The following is an 18,006-nucleotide window of genomic DNA, read 5'->3' as shown; positions in this document are numbered from 1 at the left end:
TCAGTCAACAAGACTGCTATTTATTATGCAATAGACCATAATCGGTGGGCTGGGCTCTGCGGGCCGGTTTGCTCAGGACGGCCTATTCGGCTCGGCTCTGCTCGGCCAGCCGCTGGAAGGTGCCTGCGATGTACTCGATCCGGGTGTCTTCGAGCTCGGGCCTGGGATAGGTGGAGCGGAAGATCGCCTCACCGTCGAACATGTGCACAATCGAGGTGGCCAGCAGGCGCGCGATATCGGCGGGGACGGCGGGGCCGAGGGCCGCCACCGCGACACACTCGACGTCGTCGATCAGGGCGCGGGCGACCGGGGCCAGGCGGACCCGCAGCTCCGATTCGGTGCGCGCGGCGACCAGCAGCTCGAACCAGACCGTGTTGGTCTCCTGCCGGATCTGATTGCGAGCGCGATGCAGGATATGTGTCAAATCCAGTGGCCGGTCCGGGTTTTCGCGCACGCGAATGTTGTCGAACGCGCGCATGTGCCTGCGGCCGACCTCCTCGGCGGCGGCCACCACCAGGTCGGTCCGCGAGTCGAAGTGCCGGAAGATGCCGCCCTTGGAAACGCCTGCGCGGCGGCTGATCTCCCCGAGCGAGGCGTTGTGGTAGCCGACCTCGGCGATGGCCTCGATGGTGGCCTCGACGAGTTTGGTGATCGCGGCGGCGCGGCGCTGGGCCTGGGTTCGGCGCGGTGGCGCGGTCACCGCACCTGCGACCTGAGGAATCGCCCGGTGCGGTCGGTGCCGAGGATCGGCGCGGCCGTGCCGTCGCCGAAGACGTACTTGCCGCCGATGAAGACGGCCGAGACCGCTCCGTCATTGCGATTCACCATGCGAGACAGATTGTCATACTGCGCGACCGGGCTTTCGGCGTAGGCGTCCAGCGAGTCGTCCAGGTGCGCCGGGTCGATGATCACCAGATCCGCTCGGTCGCCCGGTCGCAGGTGGCCCGCGTCGATCCCGTACCAGTCGGCGAGCTCGCCGGTGAGCCGGTGCACCGCGCGCTCCAGGGAAAGGAACGGCGTCCCCGCACGCTCGGCGTCGTGCACGCGGCGCAGGAAGCGGAGCCCGAAGTTGTAGAACGCCATGTTCCGCAGATGCGCACCGGCGTCCGAAAAGCCCAGCTGCACACCGGGATTCGCGCCGAGCCTGGTCAGGAACTTCGGCCGATGGTTGGAAATCGTGGTGCGCCAGCGCAGTTTGGTGCCGTGGGCGACCACCAGATCGAGAAACGCGTCCACCGGGTGCGTGCCGCCGCGTTCCAGACCGACCTGACCGAACGTCTTCCCGATCACCGAATCGTCCGGACAGGAGACGATCTCGGCGTCGAAGAAGTCACGGTGCCAGACCCGCATCCCGAACTTGGCGTCGTAGTCCTTCCGGAACCGCCGCCGATACGACTCGTCCTGCATCAGCGCGTTGCGCTCGACCTGATCGGCGAGGTGCAGCGCGGCGGCGCCCGAGCCGAACTCCTCGAAGATCACCAGGTCGATGCCGTCGGCGTAGACCTCGAACGGCACCGGCAGGTGCTGCCAGCGGAAGTCGCCGCCGAGCGCGTTCAACGCGCGCGCGATCGGTCCCATGATGTAGACCAGCGCCGGATTCGCCTTGATGTCGGCGGCCGAGAGCAGCGTCGTCTTCAATCGCTTGCGGAAGATGCCCAAGCTGCTCAGCGTCATCGCGGCGATACTGCGCACCGAGGCGATGTCGGGACCGGCTTGCAATACGCGGCGCCGCCTTCGCAGAATCGCGTTGAGGCGTCGGCGTTCTCGCGCCTTGGCGTAGGTCGACGGCAGCGTGCGCGAGCGGCAGGTGTCGCCGTCGATCTTGTCGAAAAGCAGCTGCTGCGCGGACATTCCGACGAAACCGGCATCGAGCGCCTCGGTCAGCGCCGTTTCCATGGCCGCCTGTTCGGCCTGCGTGGGCCGGACCTCCTTGCGGGTAGCGCGGTCGAGTCCCATCTGTGCGGTCCGGATATCCGAATGTCCGAGCATGGCAGCGATATTCGGGCCGAGCGGCAGCTGCTCCAGCGCCGCGATGTACTCCCGGGCGGACCGCCAGGTCTTGGCCTCTTCGACCGCCTCGATGACGTGGCGCCGTGGGATCGCCTCGACCCGGCCGAACAGATCGCCCGCGTCGGTCGCTCCGACGTGCACGGTCGACAACGAACACGACCCGAGCAGCACCGTGGTGATGCCGTGACGCACCGACTCGGTGAGCGCGGGCGTCTTCAGCACCTCGATGTCGTAGTGGGTATGGATGTCGATCATGCCGGGGACGACCCACTTGCCCGCGGCCTCGATGACAGTCGGACAGCCCGTCTCGTCGAGCGGGTCCGCCGACACCGTGACGACACGATCCCCGCGGAGTCCGATGTGCCGCGTGGCGGAGGGCGAACCGGCACCGTCGAACCAGCGTCCGGACTTGATGATCGTGTCGTAGCTCACTCTCACATTGCAACCGATCGGTCACTAACCGTCAAGGGGTCAGGTCTCACACCGCACCGGGATCGCGTGCGCGCAATGATTTGCCATTACGTAACTCCACGCTCGGAATGTGGTCACCAACGCCCGTCATTCTCACCCGAACGAATATGGGAACAGGGTAGTAACTTCGCCCGATAACCGCCCGCTACCACCGACAACATGCGGATTCACCAGATTGCGTCGGGCCGGGCAATAAGCATCGACAATGCGAACGCGCCCGACGTCTTCCAATTGTCCGAATAGTTGCTGAATATACTGACCGGACGCAGCTCCTCGGCGAACAACTCCTTGTTTCCCGTATTCGCAGAACCAGGATGGAGGGGCCGCATGCCCACACCGATACCGGAACGTGCCGATCATCCGCTCGCGCTGCCCACCGAAGCGGAGATCGCCGAGGTGCGCGCCGTCGTCGCCGAGGCCGGGCTGATCGCGGCGACAACACGTTTCGTCTACGTCGGGCTGGATGAACCGGACAAGTACGCCGTCTACGACTGGTCGGGCACCACGCCGTTGGACCGCTGCTTCCGGGTGCTGCTGCACGACGTGGACCGTCCGAACGCCGTCGACCTGACCGTGTCGCTCGGCCGCCGCGCGGTGCTCACGCAGCGCACCATGGACGCGATCACCGACGGCCAGCTGCCGGTGCTCGACGAGGAGTTCGAGCTGGTCGAGGCGGTGCTGGCGACCGATCCCGACTGGCTGGCGGCGCTGGCCGCCCGCGGCCTGGACGTCGCGAAGGTGCGGGTCGCCCCGCTGTCGGCAGGCGTGTTCGACTACCCGGGCGAGGCAGGTCGGCGCATCCTGCGCGGCTTGGCATTTCACCAGCAGCACGAGAAGGACCACCCGTGGGCGCACCCGATCGACGGGCTGGTCGCCTTCGTCGACGTCATGACGCGCGAGGTATTGCGGGTGATCGACGCCGGGCCGGTCGCCATACCCCAGGAATCCGGCAATTTCGACGATCCCGGCGTGACCGGCCCCCTGCGCGGCACCCAGAAACCGATCGAGATCACCCAGCCACAGGGGCCGAGTTTCACCGTGCGCGGCAATCTCGTCGAGTGGGAAAAGTGGTCGGTGCGGGTGGGTTTCGATGCCCGCGAGGGACTTGTCCTGCACCAGATCGGTTTTCACGACGGCGGCCGGGTCCGGCCGATCATCCATCGCGCGTCCATCGCGGAGATGGTGGTGCCCTACGCCGATCCGTCACCGATCCGCTCCTGGCAGAACTACTTCGACACCGGCGAGTACCTCGTCGGGCGCTACGCCAACGCCCTCGAGCTCGGCTGCGACTGCGTCGGCGACATCACCTACTTCGACGCGGTCATCGCCGACGAGGCAGGTCGGCCGCGCGTGCTGCACAACGCGATCTGCCTGCACGAAGAGGATTTCGGCGTGCTGTGGAAGCACACCGACCTGTGGACCGGCTCGCGGGAGGTGCGCCGCCAGCGCAGGCTGGTGATCTCGTTCTTCACCACGGTCGGCAACTACGACTACGGCTTCTTCTGGTACCTGTACCTCGACGGAACCATCGGTTTCGAGGTCAAGGCCACCGGAATCGTGTTCACCGCGGCCTATCCCGGCACCGACCACCCGTTCTCCACGCAGGTGGCACCCGGTCTGGGTGCGCCGTATCACCAGCACCTGTTCAGTGCGCGACTCGACATGATGGTCGACGGACATCGCAACCAGGTGGCGGAGGTCGAGAGTGTCCGGCTGCCGATCGGGCCCGACAACCCGCACGGCAACGCTTTCACGCGGCGGCGCACCCCGCTGATCCGCGAATCGCAGGCTCAGCGGCTCGCGGACAACCGGGTCGGCCGCACTTGGCACATCAGCAACCCCGAGGTGTGTAACCGCTTGGGGCAGCACGTCTCCTACGTGCTGCATCCGGAAGGTAAAGAGACGCTGCTCGCCGCCGACGACTCACCCATCGCTCGGCGGGCCGCGTTCGCCACCAAGAATCTCTGGGTCACCCGCTATGACCCGAAACAGCGCTATGCCGCAGGCGATTTCGTGAACCAGCATCCCGGTGGTGCGGGACTTCCCGATTACGTGTCCGGCGACCGTTCGCTGGACAACGAAGACCTCGTCGTGTGGCATACGTTCGGCCTCACGCACTTCCCGCGCCCGGAGGACTGGCCGATCATGCCGGTCGCCTACACAGGGTTCACGCTCGAACCGGTCGGCTTCTTCGATCGCAACCCCACCCTCGACGTTCCGCGCACCGGCTCCGGCCACTGCGCCGACTCGACCAGTCCATGCCATGGAGCTCCCGATGACTGAATCATTTACTGCCGGTGCACGATTACGCGGTTCGATCGGGGTGACGGGGATCGTGTTCCTCGTCATCGCGGCCGCCGCGCCGCTGACCGCCGTCGGCGGCGCGTTGCCGCTCATGATCGGGCTCGGCAACGGGGCAGGCGCGCCGACCGCCTACCTCGTCGCCGCGGGCGTCCTGCTGCTCTTCAGCGTCGGATATGCCGCGATGAGTAGCCATCTGGACGAAGCGGGCGCATTCTACGCCTACGCGCGCCGGGGCCTCGGCCCCCGTGCCGGGCTCGGTGCGGCGGGTCTGGCTCTGCTGACCTATACCGCGATCCAGGCGGGGATCTACGGCCTGGCGGCGTCGACCGTCGAAGAGCTCGTCGTACACTACGGTGGGCCCGACTTACCTTGGTACGTCTACGCTTTCGTGCTGATGGCCGTCGTCGCCGTGCTCGGCTACCGCAATATCGAGCTCGGCGCCAAGGTGCTCGGTGTGCTGCTGGTGGTCGAGATCGGCAGCATCGTGGCGTTGTCGGCCGCCGTGCTGGCCCGCGACGGCGCGCACGGCATCGACACCGTCTCCTTCACTCCGTCGGCGTTCTTCGACGGATCTCCCGGTGTCGCGTTGATGTTCGCGATCGCGTCGTTCATCGGGTTCGAGGCCACCACGATCTACGGCGAGGAGGCCCGCGACCCGCGCCGCACCATCCCACGGGCCACCTACCTCGCGGTCGGCACGATCGGCGTGCTCTACGCGGTGGCCAGCTGGGCGGTCGTGCTCGCGTTCGGCAGCGACGGCGTCGCGGATGCCGCGGGTGCGGATCCCGAAGGGCTGACCTTCACCGCCGCACGGCTGTTCCTCGGCGAATCCGCCGCCGATCTCATGGCGATCCTGCTGGTGACCAGCCTGTTCGCCGCCCTGCTCGCCTTCCACAACGCGATCTCCCGCTACGGCTACGCGCTGGCCCGCGACGGCATCGGCCATCCGGCGCTCGGCCATATCCACCTCCGGCACGGCTCGCCGCACAAGGCCGCGCTCGCCCAGACGTTGTCGGCGGCACTTCTCCTCGGCACCTTCGCACTCGCCGGCGCCGACCCTGTCCTGCAGCTGTTCACCTGGATGTCCGGCCTGGCCACCGTGGCCATGCTGCTGCTGATGCTGCTCACCAGCGTCGCCATCATCACCTTCTTCCGCCGCACCGGCCTGGACCGCCGGGCCTGGCACACGGTGATCGCGCCCGTCCTCGGCACCGGCGGACTACTGCTGATCACAGCGCTGGTCATCGACAACTTCACCACCCTGGTCGGTGGGTCCGCCCTCGTCGCGATCGTCCTGTTGGCCATCGTGGCAGCCACTTTCGCGCTCGGCGTCGCCCTCGCCCGCACCGCCCCGAACCCTGCGCAGCCGCTCGGTACGGCGCGGACGGTGGCGCGCGGGGCCGAGTCGGGACAGACTTGATGCCGTGAATCCCATGCCATTCGGACCGAGCGCCGACGACCGCGCGGGTCCCCGGTGAGCGCCCTCGCGCGCGGCGAGAACCGGCCGGCACCCGCCGATCGGATGACGGTGACCGTCGCCTGCTCGGCCGGGGTCGACGTGTCGGCGCTGCTGCTCGGCGCGGACGGACGCGTCCGGTCCGACGCCGACTTCGTGTTCTTCAACCAGCCGGTCGGCCCCGGCGTCACCTACCGGCACGGCAGCGGCCGCGGCGACATGGTCGACGTGCAGACCAGCGCGCTACCAGCCGATGTCGACAAGGTCGTGGTCACCGCCAGCCTCGACGGCAGCGGACCGCCCACCTTCGCCCGCGCAGGCACGTTGCAGGCGACGATCGGCTCCGATTCGGGGACACTAACTTTCCCGATGGCCGGACTCACCACCGAAACGGCCGTGGTGTGCGTGGAGATCTATCGCCGCGGCGGCGCGTGGAAGGTGCGTGCGGTCGGGCAGGGTTACGACAACGGGCTGGCCGGTATCGCCACGGCGTTCGGGGTGAACATCGACGACGAACCCGAGGCGCCACCGGCCCCCGCGCCGAGCGCGCCTGCTGCCGCACCGGTTTCGCCGCCGGGCTACCCGCCACAGGCCCCGCCGCCACCCGGCGCGTCACCGCCGAACTATCCGCCCCAGGGCGCGCCCGCGCATTACCCACCGCCCGGCGCACCGCCGAACTACCCAGCGCAAGGCGCACCTTCGCCGACCTACCCATCACACGGCGCACCGCCACCGAATTACCCGCCCCATGGCGCGCCACCGAACTATGCCCCGCAGGGCGCACCCTCGTCCTACGCCCCACCTGTCGCGCCCTCACCTCAGCAAGGAGCACTGCCCATGCAGAGCGATCTGTTCAACCCGAACCACGCCGAGGTCACCGGTGTCGGCATCCAGAAGCAGGGCAGCAAGATGATCAAGGTCGCCGTCAACGGCGAGGTCATGGCGCGGGCCGGTTCGATGGTGGCCTACCAGGGCGATATGCAGTTCAAGGCGCTCGGCTCCGGCGGCATCGGCCGGGCGATCACCCAGCGGCTCACCGGGGAGGGCGTGCCGCTGATGAACGTCTCCGGCCGCGGCGACCTGTTCCTCGCCGACAGCGCCGCCGACGTGCACCTCATCGACCTCGACGGCAGCGACGGCCTCACCATCAACGGCTCCAATGTGCTCGCCTTCGACTCGAGCCTGAGCTACCGGGTCCAGCGGGTGCAGGGTGCGGCCGGAGTCGCCAGCAACGCCGGGCTTTTCAACTGCGTCTTCACCGGACGCGGCCGGATCGCCATCACCACGCACGGCTCGCCCGTGGTGTTGCAGGTGGATCAGCCGACCTACGCCGATCCGCAGGCGGCGGTGGCCTGGTCGTCCAGCTTGCAGACCGGGATCAAGCGCAACGACTCGTTCGGACTGGGCAGGCTGCTCGGGCGCAGCACCGGTGAGGGCCTCACGCTGGCGTTCTCCGGCCGCGGCTTCGTCATCGTGCAGCCGTCGGAGCTGCCACCCGGTGGGTTCATCGGCGGCACCGGTGGCGGCCAGCAAGCTGGGCACGGCGGCGGGTTGTTCGGTTAACCAGGGATAGTTCGGCTAACAATTCGCGCGCCACGATTGACCACACGCGAACCGTCCGCGATGATCGGCAGCACCTCGGATTTCTGAGCGTTGCGACGAGGCATTCCTATCACCCTGGCATTCGGCACAAAGCGTGGCGGTAAGGCGAAGAGAGGTCGGAAATTTGACGAGCAGCAGGCGTTTTCGAGATCGGGCGGCTAGATTCGCGGTACTGGTCGGGGTCGCGTCAGCCGGATTCGCCATGACGGGAACCGCGCAGGCCGAGCCGTTATGGCCCGGCGGCCCCGATATACCGGGTATCCCGGCCATCATTCAGCCGCCGCCTCCCGCGCCGGTCTACGCACCATGCACCGCGCCGAAGGCGCGCGCGTGCATGCGGTTGTCGACCAAGGAAGTGTGGCTGATGGAGGACGGCAGGACCGTCTACGGCCCGAAGCCGATCGAGATCGGCAGGCCCGGATACGAGTCGCACGTCGGCGTCTTCGATGTCGACTTCAAGCGGCGAGATTTCTGGAGCACAATGCACAATGCTCCGATGGAATACGCCGTCTTCTTCGACGGCGATATCGCGACACACATCGGGCCGCTCGATTCGATGTCGCACGGCTGCATTCGGATGAACCCCGATGCCGCCGAGGCCACCTTCAATCATCTGGAGCCCGGCGACATAGTCGAAGTCGTGGAGTAACACGATCTTTCAGCACGCGAACGGGATGCCCTCGACGGGCATCCCGTTTTTGCTCTCGGTAACCCTGAAGTCGGCGTCCCGGCCTGTTCCCGCCGGTAACACGAGAAAGCGAGTCGATCGTGCGAGTAGTAGCCGAGGTGCTGGTCGGATTGGTCGCGGCACTGCACGTCTACATCATGGTGATGGAGATGTTCCTGTGGACGACACCGCGGGTGCGCGCGACGTTCGGCAGCACCGCGGAGTTCGCCCAGCAGACCAAGGTTCTCGCAGCGAATCAGGGGCTGTACAACGGATTCCTCGCGGCCGGATTGCTCTGGGGGATCATCGCCTCGGACCCGGTGGGCCGCGCGGCGATGATCTTCTTCACCGCCTGCGTGGTGGTCGCCGGCTGCTATGGGGCCGCCACCGCCAGTCGCCGCATCCTGGTGGTTCAGGCACTGCCCGGCGCGATCGCGCTGGTGGCGGTGCTGGTGGCCGGCGGCCGGTAGTCGGTGCCTACGGAGCCGCCACATCGACGCAGCCGGGGGTCGGGTCGACGATGTCGCAACCGGACGGCGGACGGGTAGGCCGATAGTCGGGTGATACTCCGCCCGCGGCGATGGTCTCGGTGTAGGTGGCGACGGCCTTGGTGGGGCGGCGCTGCAGGGTGGGGTCGGCGAGCACGTCCACGGTGTAAAGGCCGAATCGTGGGCGGTAGCTGCCCCATTCGTAGTTGTCGGTGATGCTCCAGTAGTTGTAGCCGATGAGGTTCACGCCGTCGGCCTTGGCGCGTTGCAGCCAGTAGACGGTGTCGCGCAAGTGGTCGCTGCGGTTGTAGTTGCCGGTCCCCGGCGTATTGCCGTCGTCGGAGTTGGCATCCTCGGTGGGCATGCCGTTCTCGACCACGTAGATCGGCATATCGGGCTTGCCGAACTTGCGCGCCTCCTCGGCGTAGCGTTTCACCGCGTAGTAGATGCCCTCGGTCCGGATCGGCAGGTTCCACATACCGGGTGACCCGATGGCCGCGATGGACCGGACGGTGGCGGGTGGTGTCGAGGCCGGCGGTTCGAAGGCGAAGTAGTAGTCGACGCCGATGTAGTCGAGGCGATCGGCGATCTTGGCGAACAATCCACCGTTGACCTGATCGTCGATACCGGCGACGTAGCCGATATTGCTGGTCACCTGCGCGTCGGGGCGTACCTGGTGAATGTAGTCGTAGATCTTGTTGTGCGCCTCGGCCACCAGATCTTCCATCCGCCCCTGATTGGTGGCGTTGTTGCGCACCTCGTGCATGATGTAGGCGACCGGCTCGTTGATGGTGACCCACAACGGATTTCGCGGGGCGTACCGGTCCACCACCTTGCGCATGTTGGCCAGCCAGGCCGCCACCATTTCCGGGTGGTCCCAGCCGGTGTTCTCGGAAGGTGTGCCATCGAACGCGCCGTCGTAGGCCCAACCGGGGTACACCCAGTGATCGAGGGTGAGCATCGGCCGCATGCCCGCCTTGACGATTTTGGCGATCACCGCGTCGTAGAAGCGGAACCCGTCGGCGTCCCACTCCAGTCGGCTCGTCGGTTGCAGCCGCGCCCACTCGATCCCGATCCGGAACACCTTCACCCCGAGCGACTTCGCCAGGTCGATATCGGCGGCGTACCGGTTGTAGAAGTCGATCGCGCTCTTATATCGGTCGAACTCGGGGTGGCGCTCGATGTAGCGCACCCAATTGCTGTCGGGCGCATCGTTACCCGCGGAAACCCGGTGCGTCGAGACCGAGCCGAGGGCACCCGAGCCGGGGCGACCGTTGCCCGGCGCGTGCCCTTCCGACTGGAAGCCGGACGCCGCGACACCCCAGAGGAAGTCGGGCCCGAGCGCGGCCACCCCCGCCGTTGGCTCCGGTTGAGCATCGCTCACGCCGGGGACCAGCAGCGCGGCCATCGATGCCGCGAGTGCTACCGCGGCACGCCGTGTCCATGTGCGCATAAACCGTGAACTTAACCGATTAATTGCTGAACCCCCGGCAAGCTCGGTCCTCTCGGCGAGTACAGGGCGCGGGACAGGCACGAGAAGCAGACCTGGCAACGCCGCCAAGCAGTTGCGAGAGCCGACGATTCTGCGCTGGACCCGCGTCAGTTCGTGGACATGCGCTGGCCGATCCGGGCGATCGTCACGGCAGTCGGGGCACCGTAGGCCCCGTTGCTGGCACCGGCTGCGGCCTCCTCCGCCGCGGCGGCGGTGTTGGCGACCGTGATGTCGTCGGGGGCGAAGGCGGCGGCCTTCGCGGCGGCGAGCGCTGCGGCGGCCGCGTCCCCGACGGTGACCGCCGCGTCGGCGCTGGCGACCGCGTAGAAGGTTGCCTTGATCGCGTGGTTGGCGGCGACATACGCGTGCCATGCGGCGTCGCGGGTGGTGTCCGCGGCCGCGACGGCACGGGCGGCGCCGTGGGCGCGCGCGACATGGTCGACCGCCTTGTCCCGGTTCACCGCACGCCTGCTCGCGGCACTGGCCCGGCCCGCGGCGCTGGTCGCCCTGGCTCGTGCTTGGGCGAGCAGCTCACGGGTGTCGTCCGCCTCCAGCACGGCGATCCCCTGGGCGCCGCCGGGCAGCAGCGGAATCACTTTGCCTACCAACGGGACCCGCCGCCGTCGACCTGCTGAGCACTCTCGCCCGACACCCCGAACCAGTCCAGGCCGACGCCGTCCTGGTTCCAGAAGGACATCGAATCCGTTGCCGCACAGTAGATTACGATCGCCAGCACGGCAAAAGCCGCTAATTCCTTCGACAAACGCGTCACAGCGAACCTCCTCGATCGTTGCTCGTGCGCCGGCACACCCGGCGAATGCGGTAGGGACCACACAGAATGCGCAGTGGGCGCACATCTCCGGATTGCCCGAATTCGATCCGGAGTCAACGGAAATGCGCGCCTGCCGCTAGCCCAAAATGCCGAAGGTGAGAATCCCGACGAGGTTCTCCGTTACCGCGAGCACGCTGTTCACTAGACCGAAGAGACCACTCAACATGACTGCTCCTGTGATGCGCCATTGACGGATCGATGACATTTGCCGAACGAGAGCACGAGCTGGATCGCCGAGGAAGGCTAGCGCACCTGCCCCCAAAAGGACAAAACACCTGCGCGCGGCGGCCGTCACCGTCGAAGCCGCAGGGCAGCAGCCATTTTCCCAGCTCAGCGCCTGATCAAAAATCGATCGAAGATTCTTCCATCCGAACGTACTCGGGTAACGAAGACACTATCGACGCCTGCCACTGACGGTTCCCGGCATGGTCAGCGTTGGACGCCCAACCGGGTTGTTCGCGCCACCTGGAGTTCTCGTAGCGGGGCGCCGACATTTCAGACTCGGCGTCGGATCGACCGCACGAAGACTGACCGGGTGGCTTGAAAACACATGAAAACGAAAGGGAGATCATGCTTGGAACGATCCTCACCGCCGTCGTTACCGCCCTCACCTCGGGCCTCACCAGCGTCGTAACCGCGCTTCTCGGCGGCTGATTCGACACGGTCCGGGGTGGCGGCGAAGCCCACCCCGGACCGGCGAACGCCGCAGACCTTCGGTGACCACTACCGGCCCCAAGCCGAGCAGAGCAATGTGAAGGTGGAGATAGTGCGTCGAATGCTGTTCTCCAGAACAGATATTCGGAGACTAGGGACAATTGTCGCAGGTGCGGCCTTCGCCATGCATACCGGAGTCGGCACCGTCACGGCTGCGCCCGCGCCCGGCCAATCACTGCGCTGCCCAGCGCTGTACGCCATCGGCGTACCCGGCACCGGCGAATCCGCGCCGGACGCGAACCCCTCCGCCGACCACGGCATGCTGTCGGCGATCTTCCGGCCGATGCTGGCGGCCGAGCCGGAACGGGTCGATCGCGCCTATGTCCCCTATGAAGCAGGTTTCGGCGGTGCGGTGCCGGGCGGCCAGGTCCCCTACTCGCAATCGGTCACCGGCGGTTTGCGGCAGCTGCGGACGATGACGCAGTCGGTCATAGATCGTTGCCAAGACACCCGATTGGCCTTTGTCGGGTATTCCCAGGGCGCGCACATCGCCTCCTTGTTCGCCCAGGAGATCGGGCGCGGCGAATCCCCCGTGCCCGCCGACCGGATCGCGGGCGTCGCCTTGCTCGCCGACCCCACCCGCTACCCCGGCGCGCCCCTGTTCCCCGGCGCCGCGGGCAAACGCGCACCGGATCCCGCACCCGGCACGGTGTCCACCGGCCTGGCCGCGCTGCAGGCTCAGCCCGCGCCCGCCGCAGGCGGTGGCATCGGACCGTTGCGCGATCTCGCCCCCGATTTCGGCGCGCTCACCGGCCGGGTGGCGTCGTTCTGCATCGACGGCGACCTCGCCTGCGACTCGCCCGCGAACGCCCCGATCCTGCACATGATCACCAACATCGCCGGTCAGGCGCTGCTGCCCTTGGACGACCCGCTGACCGCGCTGTCGTCGATCACCGACGCCCTGGCCGCCACCGTCAGCAAAACCGCGACCGACGTGGTCGACAAGGACCTGCACGGCTTCACTCCGGGCAGTCTCGTCCTGTCCCGCGACAAATCGCTGAGCGAACGACTCGCCGAAGCCTCAGACCCGCGTTCGGTGATCGACGACCCGACCGGGCAGGCCGCGGCGCTGCGCATCGCGACCATCACGCTCAATACGCTGACCAGCATCGTCGGTGTCGTGCTGCATCCGGAGGACGTCTGCCAGATCGGGGCCATCGGCGCCACGGATCCACTGGCCGGCCTGGCCACCCTCGGCGCCAAGATGTTCGCCGCGATGCCCAAACGCTCCGCCGCGCCGCGGTTCACCCAGGTCGTCACCCAGGCGTTCAACGCTATCGGGCGCCTGGTCAGCGACAACGTCGAACTCGTCGACACCGAGGTGTGGGCGAAGTATCAGGACGCGGTGACCCGCCACGGCGCATACGCCGTCACCGCGGTGGACGCCGACCGCCCCTCGGCGCAATTCATCGCCGATTGGTTCGTCGAACTCGCCCGAGCCCTACCGGTGCCTGCCGAACCCGAACCTGTTCTCGCCCAACCCGAAAGCGTGCTCGTCACCATCCCTGATCCTGAAGTTCGGTCGCCCTCCGCCGGTAGCGCCACCAAACCTCCTACCCCGCAGCGGAAGCCGAAGAACCCCGCCATCGAGGTCGGCACCGGAGCGCAGGTGGACACCACTGATCCGTCGCGTGGTCGCATCCGGCCGGAGTCCGCCGAGGCGAAGACCGAGCGTCTCACCACAAGTCGGCACCTCGTCTGGGCGTTGCTCCTTTCCGAAAGCGCCTGCCTGCTCTACTCGGGTCGCCGAAGGATCGTCCGTACCGGGTGGGACACCGACTTTCTCCCTGAACGACAGCAAACAGGTCCGATCGCATAATCTGCGATGCGGACCTGCCTGTTGCCGGATGAATCAGTAACGCGGGGAGGTCACTACCGCGGCATGATCGGCTTGGCCTTGGGCGTGTCGGCGCCCGGCTCGGGGCCGAGGAACATATCGAGCCACTTGTCGACGGGTATACCGCCGAGGCCCAACTCCGCACCGCCATTCGGTGGCCGGAGGAAATCCCGCAAAGCGGAGTTGAGTGTCGCCGCCAGTTCGGTATCGACGGCGGTGGGTTCGTCGCCGGACTCGCCGCCCTTCCCCTTGCCTTTACCCTTCCCCTTGCCCTTGCCCTTTCCCTTGCCTTTTCCGTTGTCTTCCTTGCCACCCATCGTCTCCGGCTCCGCGTCTGTCTCTGCCACGGTGTCGAAGTTGTGCGCCAGGGTGGTCACGTCCGGCGTGGTGCCCGAATCTTGTTGCGGAGCGGCATTTGCCGCGCCCGCGGCAACGGCGAGCGTCGCCGTGACAGCGAACAGGCCGGTCACCGCGGCGATCGCGCTCTTGTGAAACATAGATAACTCCTTTGTCGTAGCGAATGCGATACACGGGGCCGACACCCGAACGACACGTGTCGGCACTACGACATATTCGGATCGACGGCGGTTCTGGATCGGAAAGTTCGGCGCGAATTGTCGCCGCGACAACAGAATCGCCCGATCACGACCAATGAGGCCCGGGGGATCCCCGAGCCTCATCGGACTGTGTACAGCGATAGTGAGCCGCAGGGGCGACCACGACTCACTCTGCGGAACTGTCCCGAACTTCATGGGACTCGACAAGATTAGCCACTCGATCGCAATCCCGTGGCGATTCCGGATGGAATGATGCGCTGACCGTGCCGATCCCAGATAAACGCAACCTTGCATTCGATAGAAAGTGACACGCCCGCGCGCACAACCGCTTCGGGCAGATCGGTAACGAAAGGTAGTCCGATCCCGAATCACGGATACCTCGCCGCTTTTCCGCGAGGCAGCAGTAATGAGGACGGGCCCGATGACAATGTACGGTTCTGGTTCGACACCGACGCGGCGATCTCGCCGTACCGCCTGGCTGGTCGCGGTAGCGCTCGCGGTGACCGCGCCGCTGGTCGTGCCGCCGCCGGCCGGCGCGCAGGCCGTGGTCGATCACATCACCCAGCGCACGGACCGCTGGCAGGAGGTATTCGTGCGGTCGCAGGCCATGGGCCGCATCGTGCAACTCGATGTCCTGCTGCCCGCGGACCGTACGGCATCGCGCCCCACCCTCTACCTGCTCGACGGGAACGGGTCGACCGAGACTCAGCCACTGAGCACCTGGACCATGCGCACCGACATCGTGAACTTCTTCTCCGACAAGCAGGCCAACGTCGTGATGCCCGTGGGCGGCGGTGGCACCTTCTACACCGACTGGCTCAAAGACGACCCCGCACTCGGGCACAACAAGTGGGAGACGTTTCTGACCGAGGAGCTGCCACCCCTGATCGATAACCTGCTGCACGGCAACGGAATCAACGCCATGGCAGGTGTCTCGATGGGTGCGCAGGCCGCGACCACGCTGACCTTCCGCCACCCCACCCTGTACCGGGCGCTCGCCGCCTACAGTGGCTGCCTGTACTCCAGCAACCTCGGGCAGGCCACCGTCCGCACGGTCGTTGCTGACAAGGGCGGCAACGCCGACAACATGTGGGGCGGTGTCGCCAACCCCGAGTGGCCCGCCCACGACCCGATCCGGCACGCCGAAGCCCTGCGCGGCAAACCCATCTACCTCTCCACCGGCACCGGTGTCCCCGGACCCTACGACCTCGCCTTCGACCCGAGCTACTCCTACCCCACCGACCTCCCGGCCGCCATCGCCATCGAGCAGGTCGCCTATGAATGCACCCTGCTCTTCGACGCGAAGCTGCGCCTGCACCGCATCCCCGCAACCATCCGCTACACCACCCCCGGCACCCACTCTTGGCCGTATTGGCAAGATGCCCTGCACGATTCGTGGCCGACACTCAGAGCCGGTCTCGGTATCTGACCGATCTCGCCCTGGTACGGGTCAGCGCTATGCCCTAACGGTCGTGCCCGGCCAGCTTGTCGTAGGCGGCACAGGCGGCGAGCAGGGCTTGGTGGGTGTCGACCTGGTGCGGCAGGTCGTCGCCGGTGCCGACGTCGCGCCAGTCGACCCAGGCGCGGGCCAGTTCATCGACGGCCTTGCCGACGCCGTCGACGCCAGGGGCCGCGGCGGCGATTCCCTCGATCAGGTAGCGGCGCAGGGTGCGCGCGGCGCGTTCGATCCCGGGGCCGTTCACCCGGCGCCCGGCGAGTGGGCTCGCCTCGATCGCGGCGCGATGGCGGTGGATCCACTCGTCCACCGCGGCGAGCAGGCAGGCGGCGCGCAGGATCGGCGCGGCCGGATGTCGTTCGGGGACAACATCATGCATCGCGTCCAGCAGGTCGCGGGCGGTGGGGAGGGCGGGCGATGACCGCTCTTCCCGGGACGGTCGGTCGGGCTCGGACATGGTTCCGACTCCAGCTACTCGGCGTTCGGCACACGAACTGAGGCACGTGACGGCTCGGCACGACCGGCGACCAGGACGCAATCGACGCGGTCCGCCGGGCGGATCCTCTTGCTTGCCTAGAGAATCGCAATCCGCGTGGTGCGCTGTCTTGGGCTGTGCACCAAGGATGGATCCGTAACTTGTTCCCCGACACAGCCATTCGACATACCAATCAGCCTGGGCGGTTCACCGTCGAGGCAGCGACTCGATCCAGGCCAAGGACGGGGACGACCTCGTCGGGCTGCCCGCGCGTCGAGCTGTGCGAATCGCTGTCCAGTGGGCTGCCCAACTTCCTGCGGCGTGTCGGCAAGCAGGTGGCAACAAGCGTTGGATAATTCGGAATGTGGCAGTGGTGACGATGCGTCGCAGGTCCGCGCTGGCCTTGGCGGCAGGCCTGCCCCTCGGCCTGCTGGCACTGAAGCATGCCGCGGCCACCGGGCCGGTGGTGCGTTACACGATGACCGCGTTCACCCATTCCAGCGAAACCGATTTGTACGTCTACGAATCGACCGACGCGACAAACTTCCAGCTACTACGCGGACCCGCTTACCGTCCGCCGACCGGCCTGCTGCGCGACCCGTCCCTCTTCCGCCACGTCGACGGCGTCTACTACCTCACCTACACCACCGCGTGGGAGGGCCGCACGATCGGCTTCGCGCGCAGCGACGACCGCGTCAACTGGACGCACATGTACGACTACGAGGTGGCGGACCCGAGCGTCACGTCGACCTGGGCGCCGGAATGGCTCGTCGACGCGCAGGGGAACGTCAATGTGATCGTGTCGTTGTCGGATGGGTGCCGGTTCACGCCGCATCTGATGCGGGCCGAAGACCGGGAACTGAGCTGGTGGGGTCCGCTCACGCCGCTGGCCGGGCTCGGTCCGCCGGCCGGCTACCGGACCCCCGTCGATCGCCCGACCTGTGACCACTTCGGCTACGGCTACATCGACACCACCGTTGTGTACCACTACGGCCGCTACTTCGCGTTCACCAAGAACGAAACCAGCAAACTCGTCGAACTCGCCGTCGCCGCCGACCCGCTGGGTCCGTATGTGTTTGTCGCAACCGGAGATTGGGCGCACTGGGGCGCGCCGCGCGAAGGTCAGTGCGTCATCCCCCTGCCGGGCGGCGGCTGGCGGATCTTCTTCGACGACTACAACCAGGATCACCCCCGGTACTTCTACAGTGACAGCCGCGACGATTTCCGAACCTGGTCCGAGCCAACCGAACTCCCCCACTTGTCCGGCACCGTCCGCCACTTCACCGTGTTCCCCGAGACCAGCCGGTGAACCCCGCTCGGCGCTGACCACCGACTGGCGGATTGCCCGGACATAACCAAAGAGGCCAAACTAGCCCAGGAATGACCTGAATTAGGGTTACGGTGAACCGCGTCACCGACGAGACTTGTAGTTGCATCCGGTGCCGGGCGCTTTGCTCCCTTATCTCGGGTACGCGCAGAACGACCGGCCTCACCCAGAGGATATGGCTGGTCGCCGGCGCCGGATGCACCTCGACCGTCGCTAGGGAAGGCCTACCTTGCCCACGCAATCGGAACACCGATCGATGGGGGACGCGCGGTTTCGCGCGTGCGCTATGCAGCAGAGTCTTCGCAGTGAGGCACGAGC

General features: G+C 66.9%; 15 protein-coding genes. 8 read left to right on the top strand and 7 right to left on the bottom strand.

Annotated features, from left to right (window positions below):
- Positions 1-82 precede the first annotated feature (82 nt).
- Positions 83-700, bottom strand: a complete 618-nt coding sequence (locus DMB37_RS28005; RefSeq protein WP_135235222.1) for a TetR/AcrR family transcriptional regulator — start codon at positions 698-700, stop codon at positions 83-85.
- Complete coding sequence (locus DMB37_RS28000; RefSeq protein WP_135235221.1) at positions 697-2,442, bottom strand: amidohydrolase family protein; 1,746 nt, start codon at positions 2,440-2,442, stop codon at positions 697-699. Before DMB37_RS28000 ends, DMB37_RS28005 begins: the two co-directional genes overlap by 4 nt.
- A 366-nt stretch (positions 2,443-2,808) precedes the next feature.
- On the opposite strand from DMB37_RS28000, the gene DMB37_RS27995 reads away from it, so the two are divergent.
- The 5 genes from DMB37_RS27995 (at position 2,809) to DMB37_RS27975 (ending at position 8,980) form a co-directional block, all read left to right on the top strand.
- Complete coding sequence (locus DMB37_RS27995; protein WP_135235220.1) at positions 2,809-4,764, top strand: primary-amine oxidase; 1,956 nt, start codon at positions 2,809-2,811, stop codon at positions 4,762-4,764.
- A complete protein-coding gene (locus DMB37_RS27990) occupies positions 4,757-6,205 on the top strand; it encodes an APC family permease (protein WP_135235219.1) in 1,449 nt (482 codons plus the stop codon). The genes DMB37_RS27995 and DMB37_RS27990 overlap by 8 nt, the downstream gene beginning before the upstream one ends.
- A 102-nt stretch (positions 6,206-6,307) precedes the next feature.
- Entirely contained in the window at positions 6,308-7,804 is a 1,497-nt protein-coding gene (locus tag DMB37_RS27985; RefSeq protein ID WP_135237862.1) for an AIM24 family protein, read from the top strand.
- A 241-nt stretch (positions 7,805-8,045) separates the two neighbouring features.
- Positions 8,046-8,492 carry a L,D-transpeptidase gene (locus tag DMB37_RS27980; protein ID WP_135235218.1) on the top strand — a complete coding sequence of 149 codons (447 nt, stop codon included), beginning with the start codon at positions 8,046-8,048 and terminating at the stop codon, positions 8,490-8,492.
- Between the two features lie 119 nt (positions 8,493-8,611).
- Entirely contained in the window at positions 8,612-8,980 is a 369-nt protein-coding gene (locus tag DMB37_RS27975; protein ID WP_135235217.1) for a DUF1304 domain-containing protein, read from the top strand.
- 7 nt (positions 8,981-8,987) lie between these two features.
- Here DMB37_RS27975 and DMB37_RS27970 read toward each other — a convergent pair whose 3' ends face one another.
- From DMB37_RS27970 to DMB37_RS40715, 3 genes are all read right to left on the bottom strand, one after another.
- Positions 8,988-10,451, bottom strand: a complete 1,464-nt coding sequence (locus DMB37_RS27970) for a family 1 glycosylhydrolase (RefSeq protein WP_135235216.1) — start codon at positions 10,449-10,451, stop codon at positions 8,988-8,990.
- A 146-nt stretch (positions 10,452-10,597) separates the two neighbouring features.
- Positions 10,598-11,098: a hypothetical protein gene (locus DMB37_RS27965; protein WP_135235215.1), complete on the bottom strand. Its 501-nt coding sequence runs from the start codon at positions 11,096-11,098 to the stop codon at positions 10,598-10,600.
- Positions 11,092-11,262, bottom strand: coding sequence for a hypothetical protein (locus tag DMB37_RS40715; protein WP_167768959.1), 171 nt, complete (start codon positions 11,260-11,262; stop codon positions 11,092-11,094). Before DMB37_RS40715 ends, DMB37_RS27965 begins: the two co-directional genes overlap by 7 nt.
- Positions 11,263-12,160: 898 nt before the next feature.
- Here DMB37_RS40715 and DMB37_RS27960 point away from each other — a divergent pair.
- Positions 12,161-13,855, top strand: coding sequence for a cutinase family protein (locus DMB37_RS27960; RefSeq protein ID WP_167768958.1), 1,695 nt, complete (start codon positions 12,161-12,163; stop codon positions 13,853-13,855).
- Between the two features lie 53 nt (positions 13,856-13,908).
- Here the strand turns inward: DMB37_RS27960 and DMB37_RS27955 are convergent, their stop codons facing one another.
- Positions 13,909-14,370 (bottom strand): hypothetical protein, encoded by a 462-nt coding sequence (locus DMB37_RS27955; RefSeq protein WP_135235213.1) that lies wholly within the window; start codon positions 14,368-14,370, stop codon positions 13,909-13,911.
- Between the two features lie 481 nt (positions 14,371-14,851).
- On the opposite strand from DMB37_RS27955, the gene DMB37_RS27950 reads away from it, so the two are divergent.
- Positions 14,852-15,859, top strand: coding sequence for an alpha/beta hydrolase family protein (locus DMB37_RS27950; protein WP_240771680.1), 1,008 nt, complete (start codon positions 14,852-14,854; stop codon positions 15,857-15,859).
- Positions 15,860-15,893: 34 nt separating this feature from the next.
- Here the strand turns inward: DMB37_RS27950 and DMB37_RS27945 are convergent, their stop codons facing one another.
- Complete coding sequence (locus DMB37_RS27945; RefSeq protein ID WP_135235212.1) at positions 15,894-16,343, bottom strand: hypothetical protein; 450 nt, start codon at positions 16,341-16,343, stop codon at positions 15,894-15,896.
- Between the two features lie 382 nt (positions 16,344-16,725).
- On the opposite strand from DMB37_RS27945, the gene DMB37_RS27940 reads away from it, so the two are divergent.
- The gene (locus DMB37_RS27940) at positions 16,726-17,670 is read left to right on the top strand and encodes a glycoside hydrolase (protein ID WP_370465221.1); all 945 of its coding nucleotides are present in this window, start codon (positions 16,726-16,728) and stop codon (positions 17,668-17,670) included.
- The last annotated feature ends 336 nt before the right edge of the window (positions 17,671-18,006 follow it).

The organism is Nocardia sp. CS682, assembly GCF_004634405.1.
GTDB classification, from domain to species: Bacteria; Actinomycetota; Actinomycetes; order Mycobacteriales; family Mycobacteriaceae; genus Nocardia; species Nocardia ninae.
The sequence above is the reverse complement of the archived record's forward strand: the minus strand, read 5'-3'. Positions and strand labels throughout refer to the sequence as shown.

Bases quoted from the DNA above. Each gene is read 5' to 3' on its own strand.
- DMB37_RS27995 (WP_135235220.1), top strand. From the start codon at position 2,809: ATGCCCACACCGATACCGGAACGTGCCGATCATCCGCTCGCGCTGCCC.
- DMB37_RS27990 (WP_135235219.1), top strand. From the start codon at position 4,757: ATGACTGAATCATTTACTGCCGGTGCACGATTACGCGGTTCGATCGGG.
- DMB37_RS27985 (WP_135237862.1), top strand. From the start codon at position 6,308: ATGACGGTGACCGTCGCCTGCTCGGCCGGGGTCGACGTGTCGGCGCTG.
- DMB37_RS27980 (WP_135235218.1), top strand. From the start codon at position 8,046: ATGACGGGAACCGCGCAGGCCGAGCCGTTATGGCCCGGCGGCCCCGAT.
- DMB37_RS27970 (WP_135235216.1), bottom strand. From the start codon at position 10,451: ATGCGCACATGGACACGGCGTGCCGCGGTAGCACTCGCGGCATCGATG.
- DMB37_RS27960 (WP_167768958.1), top strand. From the start codon at position 12,161: ATGCATACCGGAGTCGGCACCGTCACGGCTGCGCCCGCGCCCGGCCAA.
- DMB37_RS27955 (WP_135235213.1), bottom strand. From the start codon at position 14,370: ATGTTTCACAAGAGCGCGATCGCCGCGGTGACCGGCCTGTTCGCTGTC.
- DMB37_RS27950 (WP_240771680.1), top strand. From the start codon at position 14,852: ATGACAATGTACGGTTCTGGTTCGACACCGACGCGGCGATCTCGCCGT.
- DMB37_RS27945 (WP_135235212.1), bottom strand. From the start codon at position 16,343: ATGTCCGAGCCCGACCGACCGTCCCGGGAAGAGCGGTCATCGCCCGCC.